Source organism: Psychroserpens burtonensis DSM 12212, from assembly GCF_000425305.1.
GTDB lineage: Bacteria > Bacteroidota > Bacteroidia > Flavobacteriales > Flavobacteriaceae > Psychroserpens > Psychroserpens burtonensis.
In genome coordinates, this window is record NZ_AUDE01000041.1 from 1 (window position 1) to 11,920 (window position 11,920).

Annotated in this window: 10 protein-coding genes; 8 read left to right on the forward strand and 2 right to left on the reverse strand. The window is 31.0% G+C overall.

Annotated elements, in window-relative coordinates:
- Window positions 1–272: 272 nt before the first annotated feature.
- The 8 genes from H593_RS0114780 to H593_RS0114815 all read left to right on the forward strand — a co-directional run bounded on the left by H593_RS0114780 (window position 273) and on the right by H593_RS0114815 (window position 9,619).
- Window positions 273–4,640 (forward strand): T9SS type B sorting domain-containing protein, encoded by a 4,368-nt coding sequence (locus tag H593_RS0114780; protein WP_028873146.1) that lies wholly within the window; start codon window positions 273–275, stop codon window positions 4,638–4,640.
- 224 nt (window positions 4,641–4,864) lie between these two features.
- Window positions 4,865–5,617, forward strand: coding sequence for a hypothetical protein (locus H593_RS0114785; protein ID WP_028873147.1), 753 nt, complete (start codon window positions 4,865–4,867; stop codon window positions 5,615–5,617).
- Window position 5,618: 1 nt separating this feature from the next.
- Window positions 5,619–5,972, forward strand: coding sequence for a hypothetical protein (locus H593_RS0114790; protein ID WP_157588878.1), 354 nt, complete (start codon window positions 5,619–5,621; stop codon window positions 5,970–5,972).
- Entirely contained in the window at window positions 5,962–6,429 is a 468-nt protein-coding gene (locus H593_RS0114795) for a hypothetical protein (protein ID WP_157588880.1), read from the forward strand. Before H593_RS0114790 ends, H593_RS0114795 begins: the two co-directional genes overlap by 11 nt.
- Window positions 6,429–7,706 (forward strand): hypothetical protein, encoded by a 1,278-nt coding sequence (locus H593_RS0114800; RefSeq protein WP_028873150.1) that lies wholly within the window; start codon window positions 6,429–6,431, stop codon window positions 7,704–7,706. The genes H593_RS0114795 and H593_RS0114800 overlap by 1 nt, the downstream gene beginning before the upstream one ends.
- On the forward strand, window positions 7,694–8,014 hold the full coding sequence (locus tag H593_RS0114805) for a PulJ/GspJ family protein (protein WP_028873151.1): 321 nt from the start codon (window positions 7,694–7,696) through the stop codon (window positions 8,012–8,014). The genes H593_RS0114800 and H593_RS0114805 overlap by 13 nt, the downstream gene beginning before the upstream one ends.
- A 1-nt stretch (window position 8,015) precedes the next feature.
- Window positions 8,016–8,483, forward strand: coding sequence for a PulJ/GspJ family protein (locus H593_RS0114810; protein ID WP_037052560.1), 468 nt, complete (start codon window positions 8,016–8,018; stop codon window positions 8,481–8,483).
- Complete coding sequence (locus tag H593_RS0114815; RefSeq protein ID WP_028873153.1) at window positions 8,483–9,619, forward strand: type II secretion system F family protein; 1,137 nt, start codon at window positions 8,483–8,485, stop codon at window positions 9,617–9,619. The genes H593_RS0114810 and H593_RS0114815 overlap by 1 nt, the downstream gene beginning before the upstream one ends.
- A 1-nt stretch (window position 9,620) precedes the next feature.
- Here H593_RS0114815 and H593_RS0114820 read toward each other — a convergent pair whose 3' ends face one another.
- Window positions 9,621–10,658 (reverse strand): tyrosine-type recombinase/integrase, encoded by a 1,038-nt coding sequence (locus tag H593_RS0114820; protein WP_028873154.1) that lies wholly within the window; start codon window positions 10,656–10,658, stop codon window positions 9,621–9,623.
- Between the two features lie 555 nt (window positions 10,659–11,213).
- On the reverse strand, window positions 11,214–11,498 hold the full coding sequence (locus H593_RS0114825; RefSeq protein ID WP_147232144.1) for a hypothetical protein: 285 nt from the start codon (window positions 11,496–11,498) through the stop codon (window positions 11,214–11,216).
- Window positions 11,499–11,920 lie beyond the last annotated feature (422 nt).

Genomic DNA, 11,920 nt, shown 5'->3' on the forward strand with positions numbered 1-11,920 from the left:
AACGAAATTCAGGAAAATATCGAACTCGCACAAAACCTAAAATAACTAAAAACCAGAGAGATGGTGTTTGAAAAAACCTTAACTTAATGACATTGAGCGCTCGTCTGTGACGAGTGACGTACTGAGTAAGCAGAAAAATACTAACGAAAATTAAAACCTAAGTCCAACACAACTAAAACCAACCTAAATTAACACATTACCAAAACTTCTAAAACACACCATTGCATCCATAACATAAAACACATATATTTGCTAAGCCTCAATTAATAAGTATGTTAAAACGTTTTATCTTTTTTGTAATCCTACTAACGGCTCTGCAAAACTATGCACAAGGCGAAGCCAATATCTGGTATTTTGGCGAAAACGCAGGTCTAGATTTTAATAGTGGTGCTCCAGTACCTCTTCTTGATGGAGCATTAGTAACGTTTGAAGGTTGCGCAACAATCTCTAATCCATTAGGGGAGTTATTATTTTATACAGATGGCGTTACGGTTTGGAATAGAAATCATGATATCATGGTTAATGGTACTGATTTAAATGGTAGCAGCTCCAGTACACACTCTGCTATTGTAGTACCAAAACCAGACGATTTAAATTTATATTATATTTTCACAGTTGATGATGGAGCAGGTCCTGACGGGTTGCAATACTCTGAGGTAGACATGTCATTAGATAGTGGTTTAGGAGCAATAAATGCTAATAAAAATATATTACTGTTCACACCTACTACAGAAAAAATAACTGCCATAAAAAACGAGACGTCAAATGAATATTGGCTGGTTAGTCATAAATGGTCAAGTAGTGAGTTTTTGTCATATAGAATTTCAGCTTTAGGGATAGATCCAGTTCCAATTACTAGTCTAGCAGGAACTTTTGTAGTAGATACAGATCCAGGCGGATCAGCAGGTCAAATAAAAATATCACCAGATGGTACAAAATTAGCTGTTGCTAGAGTTGGATTCCTTGCTGAAGCGCAATTATTTGATTTTGATATTAATACAGGAATAGTTTCTAATCCTTTAACCTTATATAATGGTTCAGCTGACTTTATTAGAGTTTATGGTATAGAATTTTCACCAAATAGTAAAGTGTTGTATATGTCTCTGCCTGATGTTGGTGTATATCAATTTAATCTAAACGCAGGAAGTCCTTCAGGGATTGTAAATTCCATTTTAGAATTAAATACTGGAGCAAATTTCTATGGCTCTCTACAATTGGCCAGCAATGGCAAACTTTATGTTTCAAAACCAGGTGAGGTTTTTATTGATGTCATTGACAATCCTAATACTGTTGGAACAGGATGTAACTATTTATATGAAGAAGTAGATTTAGGTGGTCGTCAATGTGAGTTAGGATTACCACCATTCGTACAATCTTTTTTTCAGATTGGATTTGAAGTTGAAGATGTCTGTTTTGGTGAAGTAACACAGTTCAATGCCAATATTTCACAACCTTATGATAGTTTGCTTTGGGATTTTGGAGATACCGTTACATCTACAGATGAGAACCCAACCCATACATATACAAGTCCTGGTACTTACGATGTGCAGCTTACAGTTACTGTTGGTACAGATACCTCTAGTGAAACAAAAGAAGTCATTATATACGAGCAACCAATTGCAAATCAACCCAATAATATTGTTATATGTGATGATAACAATGATGGGTTTTATGCTTATGATTTAACATCTAGAGATATAGAGGTACTAAATGGACAAAGTAATGCAACTTTTGATATTGTCTATTTTGCTTCAATGGATGACTATGATAATAATTTAGCTATAAGTAACCCAAATGCTTATATAAATGCAAATGCTTATACTACTGAAACTATTATTGCTAGTATTAGAAATACGTTAAACACGTCTTGTGAGTCCATGACTACATTTAACATCTCTCTTTTTGACTCACCATCGCCTAGTCAAAATGTACCAGACCTATCGTATTGCGATAATGAGAGTGTTGGTTCTGATAATGATGGCGTTATTAGTTTTGATTTAACCGAAAATGAAACGACCATACTAAACGGTCAATCTAATGCAGCATATAGCGTTAATTATTACAATGATGCAGCTTATACCAACGAAATAACAACACCAGAGAATTATCAAAACACCAATACTCAGGAGACTATCTATATTAGAGTTGTTAATACTAGTAATCAAGACTGTATCGCAGAAACGACCTTTCAAATTATTGTATTTGAGTTACCAATTGTCACTCCAATTACAAATTTAAGTCAATGTGATGACGATTTAGATGGGTTTACTGCTTTTAATTTAAATGAGGTCATTACAGAGATCACAGCTAATAGCGCAAATGAAAATGTCACGTTTTATGAAACTCAACTAGAGGCAGAAACAGAAGCTAATACTATTACTACTATAGAAAACTACACCAACCAAACAGTAAGTAATGATGTAATATGGGCTAGAGTAGAAAACAACGAAGGGTGTTTTAGGACTTCACAAGTTAATTTACAAGTCTCCACAACACAAATACCAAACGCCTTTACTAGAGATTTTTATACCTGTGATAATGACTTAGATGGCAACAACACCAACGGAATCACATTTTTTGATTTTAGTTCGGTTACAATAGACATAGAAGCTCTGTTTCCTGTTGGCCAACAGCTCATCATCACCTACTATCAAAGTGAGCAAGACGCTTTGAGTGAAAGTAGTGCCATCTCAGACCCTTCAAATTATGAAAACGTCAACAGTCCTTTTACACAAGATATTTACATTAGAGTAGATAGTGCCATAAATAACGATTGTTTAGGTTTAGGAAATCATATCACACTTCATGTAGAACCCTTGCCAATAAGCAATGGTCCAATTATAGTAGAGCAATGTGACATCGCTAATGATGGTGTTGAATCTATTGATACCTCTACAATAAATGACCAGTTATTACAAGGTCAAACCAATGTTGCTTTAAGTTTTACAGATGCTAATGGTGTGGTGTTATCCAACCCATTACCAAACCCATTTATTACAGGTTCTCAAAGCATTAATGTAACGATGACCAATACAGCGTCTCAAGATCCAAATGGCGCTTGTGAAATATCTACAACTATTGATATCATCATTGATGCTGGAGTTGTTGCATATCCTGTAAATGAACTTGCAGTTTGTGATGATGATAACGATGGTCTCTTTGCATTTGATACGAGTGCTATTGATAATACCATTAGAAACGGACAAACAGGAGCGACAATTACGTATAGCGATGAAAATGATACTGCATTGCCAAGTCCTCTGCCTAATCCTTTAGTTATTGGCAGTCAAAGTATTATTGCTAAAATAGAGAATCCATCAAATACCTTGTGTTTTGATGAAACCGTTATCGAGTTTATCGTTAGCGCTCAGCCTATAGCTAATGAGGTAGAAGATGATATCATTTGCGATGATATATCTAATGATGGTGAGCATGTGTTTAATTTAACTAATTATAATAGTAGCGTCTTAAACGGTCAGATAGAAACTAATTATAATATTTTTTATTTTACTTCGGAAAGTAATGCCAACTCAAATAGTAATCCTTTACCAGATAATTATGTAAGCACTTCACCTTCCGAAGAACTTTTTATAAGAATCGAAAATACTGAAAATCCTTTATGCTATGACGTAACATCATTTTTTATAGGTGTTTCGTATCAACCGATAGCTAATCAACCAACTCAAATAAGTATTTGTGATGATGCCTCTAATGATGGTGTTGAGTCTGTAGATGTATCGGTTCAAAACGAGACGATTTTAAACGGACAATCTAATGTAGACAATAGTGTTACGTATCATTTAACGCAACTTGATTCAGATACTAATAGTAATCCTTTACCAACAGTATTTACCACAACCGAAAACCCACAGACCATTTTTGTTAGAGTAGAAAATGTAAGTAATAGTGAATGTTTTGATACTACTTTTTTTGACATCATAGTTAACGAACAACCAGTATTAGATATGGAAGATCAGTGGCCTATTTGCGAAGGCGATTCGGTAGATTTAATTGCAGATGAAGGTTATGATTACTACACATGGTCAACAGGAGAAACGACAAGAATTATTACTGTATTTGATGAAGGTACTTACACTGTAAACGTATCTAATGTTTATGGTGATGTTGTTTGTGAGACTTCTAAAACTGTACAAGTAGCACAGTCAAATGTTGCAGTTATAACTAATATAGAAACCATAGATTGGACGCAAAGTGATAATGTAATTTCTGTTTTTGTATCTGGTGATGGTGATTATGAGTATTCATTAGATGGCATAAATTATCAAGACTCCAATGAATTCACAAACTTGAATATTGATGAATACACTATTTACGTTAGAGATAAAAATGGTTGCGGAATAACTACAGACGATGTATATTTACTTTACTATCCTAAATTTTTCACACCTAATAGTGATGGATATCATGATTATTGGCAATTAATCAATTCTGAAAAGGAACCACAGAATACTATTTTTATTTATGACAGGTACGGTAAGTTACTAAAACAACTTAGTCCAACAAGTTTTGGTTGGGATGGTACACTAAACGGAAATCCATTACCTACAAATGACTATTGGTTTACGTTAATCAGGCAAAATGGGAAGCAATACAGAGGTCATTTTACTTTAAAACGATAGTTTGATTATTAAAATTGAAACACAACAACTTTAAAGTTTCTTCTTCACAAAACCTTACGTTCTGTAAGGTTAAGCATTATCTATTTTAAGGCTCACATATTACGCTATATTAGATTAGTTAGTAATTTTAGGATATAATTTTCAGTCTAAAACACACTTGTAATGAGCTATTGTTAGCAGACTTTTTAAACTCAAATTCTACATTAATCTTATATAGTCTTTACATGAAATTCAAAGCAAGTCAATTACTGAAGTGTATTATATGCTTAATTGTTTTATCAAGCATAATACAGTGTAAGACAATAGCTGTAAATGGAGAGCAACAAACCTTAACAAAACAAAGTATAATTATAGGGTCTATAGGTATTGACAAAGATTTTATTGCTGAGCGTGATTATAATACTATTGCACTTCCAAATTACGAGAATCCAATTAACGTTACAGCTAGTTTAGTTGCGTTTAATAAGAGAACATTTAAGCTTTATAGTGAAGCTAAAAACATACAATCACAACCCGTTAATATAAGTTACAATGATACCTTAGATGAGAAACCTCAATACCTAAAGATTGAAATTATAGATAGATTAGAGGTTCTCAATAGTTTAAAAACCAAAACCAATGACGATGCATTCCAGTTTTTAAAAGATAATAGTAGAAGTCATGTCATAACGAGTGTCGCAATTGCATTAGATAAATTAAATATAGAAGCAATTACTAATGCTCAAGAGATTTTTTTAGAAACTTCAGGTGTGAAAACATATAGTTTAAATCTATATAAAGATAATAGTCTCCAAAAAAAGATATTTTTTAATGAAGGTGTTGTTTTCGCTTATCAATCATCAAGTCCTTGTTGGAAACAGAATGATAAATACCAATTAGAACTCATTGATTTGGTTGAGGATAATGATAAATGTCCAAATAATTCATTTAGATCTTCAAATCGTGCAAAAAAGAAAATTAACTATTTTAAACTCTAAGATGAAAAGAATATTAATTTTAATTCTAGTATCATTTTTTAGTTGTGATGACATCATTGAAGTTGAGGATATTTCTCAAAATACCATCACTGTTTTAGCGCCTACTAATACTTCAATTTTAGCTGAAGGAGATATAACCTTTTCATGGGATGGGTTGCAAGATGCTACACAATATAGACTTCAAATAGCAACACCAACGTTTGAAAACGCATCTCAAATTCTTTTAGATTCTACAATAACTGCAACCAATTTTTCAAAAACATTAGAACTAGGAAACTATGAATGGCGAATAAGAGCAGAAAATTCAGAATATCAAACCTTATATACAACTCAAAATTTTTCAGTTGAAGAGTAGAACTAAAACATATTTGCTATTAGTTACTGTTCTTGGCATTTGGGGAACTATTGGTTATAAAATTGTGAGTGGTGTGAGTCCGACGATTTCCGAAGAAAAACAAGAGAATTTTGATGTAGCATTTAATCCAAAAACCAATACAGAAGTCGATACATTTTCTATTCAAACTTTAGAAAGAGATCCATTTTTAGGCACATTAACAAAAAAGAAAAAAAGTGTTACAAGAACTTTAAAGAAGCCTATAAATAATAAAGCCAACAACTTACCACAAATTTCTTACAACGGATTAGTTAAAAAACAAAACACCACAGATATGGTATTTGTTGTTAATATAAATAATAACCAATATCTACTTAATAAAGGTCAGGTTATAGATAGTATTACTTTGATAAATGGAAATGATAAGGACATAACAATTCGTTATAAAAACAAAAATCAAACTATAAAACGTCAATAATGCTGTGGTTAAAACTAAAAGCTGGAGCATTACAAGTCACATTATTTATAGGAGTTGTGATCGCTCTTTTGTTGACAGCTTTTATTTTATTGGTGCATACTCACAAGCGTTTTGATATTCAAACCGATTTTATCATAGAAACAATCAAGAATGCTGATAAGGGAATACAGTATGCCATAGATAATAGTATCTCCTTGAATGATACAACCACAGTCTCTTTGGCTGATGAGGATTATAAAAGCTTAAAATTGAATCGTGATTTTTGGGGTGTTTTTGAAAGGGTTACTTCTGTTTCAAAAATTAAGAATAACCGCATTGAAAAGTCGGCATTAATTGGAGGTGTATCAAATAGAAATGAAAGACTTGCGCTTTATGTTCAAGATAATGATAAGCCATTTTATGTAGCAGGTCATACTAGAATAGAAGGTCTCGTTTATGTACCTAATCAAGCAGTAAAATCAGGAATAATTGCGCAGCAACAATATTCTGGTTCTCAGCTTATTTACGGTAACATTAGAAGGTCAAATAAATTACCAAAGATTTTTCATGAAACCATAACAAAAATTGATGCTATAGAAAGATTGGTTAAAGGTTTCAATGAAGATCAATTTTTAAATATTGAAGAGGGTAAAGTTCATAAAAATTCTTTTTTTGATGCTACGGAAATTTTATTTTCTAACTCTCAAATTCACTTAAATGAGATTAGTTTAATTGGAAACATCATTGTGCAATCAAAAACTAAAATCGTGGTTGATGAGTCTGCTGTATTAAAAGATATCATACTCATTGCTCCAGATATTGTCATTAAGAATAATGTCAAAGCCTGTTTTCAAGCTATTGCATCTAAAGAGATAGAGGTTGGTGAAGGAGTAAGACTTAATTATCCTTCAACTCTAATTATAAAGGAAAAGAATCAAACCAATGACGTTGGCATTAGTGACAACTCAAGTATAGGAAAGATAAAAATTAACTCTAATTCTAAAATAAAAGGTTTGGTTGTTTATTTAGGACCAGAAAGACTCAATAATTATGAAGTTCAATTAGAGTTAGCAGAAAATGCAACCATTATTGGAGAGGTATATTGTAATCAAAATTTTGAATTAAATGGAACAGTTTTAGGCAGCGTTTATACTAATAATTTTATTGCAAAACAATTTGGATCGGTTTACCAAAACCACATCTATAACGGTAAGATTATAGCAAATGATTTGCCAAAAGAGTATGTAGGATTGTCATTTAATAATTCAAAAAAAGGAATAGCTAAATGGTTGTACTAAAAAAAATAAAGGCATCTACACTCATGGAAACTTTAGTCGCAACAGTTTTAGTGGTTATTATATTCATGCTGGCTAGTATGATTTTGAATAACATATTTTCAAATACCATAAAGAATAATACTCAAGCTATAGACACGCATTTAACCGAATTACAATATTTGCAAAAAAATAACAAGTTGGAATTGCCATATCATAAAGAATTTGGAAAATGGCAAATTAGCATTTTAGAATACAAGGAAAACGATAAAAATATAATTGAATTTGAGGCTATTAATTCTTCAATCAATAAAACGATAACCATTGAGTAAAATGGAACGGAATAGAAAATTAAATGCATTTACTTTAAGTGAAATGATAATAGTATTAATCCTGACAAGTATTGTTGTGGGTTTGGCTTTTTCTGTATTGACTTTAGTGCAAAAACAAATGTTTGCAATACAAAACAACTATAATACAAGTTTAGAATTAAATAAACTGGAAACTTCACTTTGGCTAGACTTCAACCGTTATTCTAAAATTACTTATGACGATATAGAAGATGAGATGAAATTTTCATCGGAATTAGATTCTGTTGTTTATCAATTTCGTCAGGATTTTATCGTTAAAGAAAAGGATACATTCTCTATTCAATTGCAAAATAAACAGATGTATTTTGATGGTGAACAATCAATTAATGGTCAAATAGATGCTATTAAATTGGAAACTATGAAGGAGTTTCAAAACCAGAAATTATTCGTCTATAAAACTAATGACACAACTTTATATATGAATCAATAATGGGGTTTCAGTTAGATAACATATCGAAATCTAAGGGAATAAAGAAAAAATCATCCTCTTTTGATACGTCTTTTTTGCAAAAGGAGATCACGCTTTTTGGTAGCTCGTTTTCTAATAAAATCAAAGAAGACTTATATACAGAATTGAGTGTGCTTTTAAAAGCTGGCATTACACTTAAAGATGCTTTAGATTTAATTCAAAGTGCAACTAAAAAGAAATTACACAAAGAGAAACTAGCAATAATTTCTAATGATATCATTTCTGGATCTACGCTATCTGATGCGCTCAAGAAACAAAAGGAATTTACAGATTATGAATACTACTCAATTAAAATAGGAGAAGAAACAGGAAGTCTCATACAAGTTTGTGAGCAATTAGGTGCTTTTTTTGAGAGGAAAAATGAGCAACGAAGAAACCTCATTAGCGCACTTACATATCCAATCATCATTTTGACTACTGCATTGTTGGTAGTTATATTCATGTTGCAATATGTAGTTCCTATGTTTCAAGATATTTTTGAGCAACAAAAAGTAGAACTTCCTGCAATCACAAAATTTATAATCTGTGCTTCTGAATTTATGAAAAGCTATGGATGGATAGCATTGATTTTGTTTTTCGGACTTCTATTCTCAAGAGCATTTTTAAATAAAAAGCGATGGTTCAAAAAAGCTAAAGACAGCTTCATTTTAAAATTACCTTTTATTGGTGATTTTGTTAGAACAGTTTATTTGTCTCAATTTACACAAGCTGTGTCATTATTAACAGCTTCAAAAGTTCCTGTGGTTAATAGCATTCAATTGGTTAAACAGATGATTGATTTTTATCCGTTACAAAATGCGCTTGAAGACGTTGAGCAACACATTCTAAGAGGGCAGTCTTTGAGTGAGAGTTTAAGACCACACAAACTTTTTGATGATAAAATGATTGCACTTGTGAAAGTTGCTGAAGAAACGAATCAAAATGAGTTCATTTTTGAACGTTTAAATAGCCAATATAATACTCAGGTACAACAACGCTCAAAATTACTATCAACGGTAATGGAACCTTTTATTATCCTTATCGTTGGTGTTTTGGTAGGTGTGATTTTAGTTGCCATGTATTTACCTATGTTTAAATTGAGTAGTGTTTTGGGGTAAATTAATACTGCTCTAATTTGTTGTGTACTTTGTCAATCTCTCTATCCATATACGATTGTGCATAGTGCACATACCGGTTAAAAGAGTTACTAGAGTGACTATGTCCGCTCATTTTGCGTACTAAATGTTCTGGCATACCTAAGATTAAGAGTGTAGTTATTGCAGTACGACGCATCATATGCGAACTCATTTTTTCGTAAAATAAAATCTGCTTATTTTTATCTTTTTGTAATGTTTTGCCTCTCATTTCTCTTGAGATTTCTATGGGATTATTAAACTCTGCTAACATGCCAAGTCTTTTAAGGTGTTTATTAAAATTGAATAGAGAAATCTTTGTAAAAAGAGGTTGTATGTTACTTCTCGATTTGTATTTTTTATATATGTCAATAGCATAGTTTGATAGCTTAATAAAAGTAAAAGTTTTGGTTTTTTTAGATTTTACCTTTAAATACCAATCCTCAGCTTGTTGTTCAAAATTCTTATTGGTTAATAAAAATACATCTGAAAATCGTAAACCTGTAGTGCAACCGAACACAAATATATCTTTTATGCGCTGAAGACTATTAGGAAGACTGTCCTCAAAAATATTATCATGAATTAAAAACTTAAGTTGTTCTGGTGATAACACTAGAATTTCTATATCTTCTGATCTTACATAAAACAACCTTTGAAAATCTCCAGTAAAAAAATCTCTGTCATTTTTTAGGTAATTAAAAAAGGTTCGGATTACTTTGATATTTGTGCCAACATAATTATCGTGGCAACCATTAGCATATAAATACTCTGTAAATTTTTTATAAAACTTTTTCCAATAGTTTTTCTCGCTGGTATATTCACGCTTATTTAGTTTTGAAACGTCACAAATTCGTAAAATGACATTGGTTTTAATCTCAAAATTAATGAGATTTTTTAATACATAAATATAGTTTTGTATACTTTGTGATTTTATTTTTTCACCATTCTTTTTTAGTCGTTTACCTGTTTGAGTATCTCTTATAAAAGTTTTGAATAAAGGAATAAGTGTAGTTTGTTTTTTCATCTGGCATTTTAAAAGGGAACTAAAAATAATAAATTTTGCATTTTAAATTGGCGCTTAATTAAAAAACATGTTATCAACTCTTTATAAATAATAATTTGCAAACTAACGATTGATTCAAGCGGATTATTTATGTAATTCAAAATTATTAGTATATTGAATTATTAAGATTTGGAAGGAATTTTGTAATCTATATACTGATGGTACTCGTATTATTTCTCTAATACCTAAAAAAAGTTAAGAAAAACCAATATACGATTAGCAAGTTATCTGCAATTGAAAAAAGAGAACCACAATTGGTGATTTTACATTTTTTTAATTTATTATATAAGGTATCTATCTTAACGTTTTTAACCATTACCAACCAGAGCGAATTTGGAATATTCAGTGCTATTTATAATGGCTTAATTAGGTTTTGCTATTGGGTCACTATAGTTTTTCTTGAATACAAAAAATATTGGATAGGTATATGAATTAATTTCATTTTTTTAGTTAAATGAAATATATAAGACACTTATTTTTTTATTAATTTCAGAATCTTTATTAGTTATCCTACCATTATTTTTTTGGTAAGATTATATCATAAATAACAGAACATCTCGCTTGAACTATAACTGAATCACTTTGGTTCTTTGTCTTGCCATAAATTGTTTTGAGCTCATCTGTGATGGGTAGTGTAATTCTAGAACCATCTACAGCTAACAACCTAAAACCCTTCCATAGTTTTATTGCAGCATCATTATTTGTATAAAATACACTTAATAATATTTGAGAAAGTTTATCGAACACTTCTGGTTTAATTTTCTTTCTTGCTTGTACAAAAGCACTCTTAGAAAATTTCAAGTTAGAACCAGTTTTAAAAAGGCTTGTAAAGTTTTCGATTTCTAGGAATAGACTTTTTCTCAGAAAGTTCATCATAAATATTAAAAGTAAGGGAAAACTTTGTTTTCTGTTTCTAGTAAAATGCTCTTTTGAAACTTTAAACTGAATTTTTAATTCGTCACTAAAAATTTCAGTTCTAATCTTTTCGAAGATAAAGTTAGCAGTTTTTTTTCATATTTAAGTCATTGATTACTACATAGATATACGCTTTTTATAGAGAAAAAACAAGTGTAATTTACTGATTATCAATATTTTAATTGCTTAACTTAATGACATTGAGCGCTCGTCCAATGTCATTAAGTTAAGGTTTTTTCAAACACCATCTCTCTGGTTTTTAGTTATTTTAGGTTTTGTGCGAGTTCGATATTTTCCTGAATTTCGTT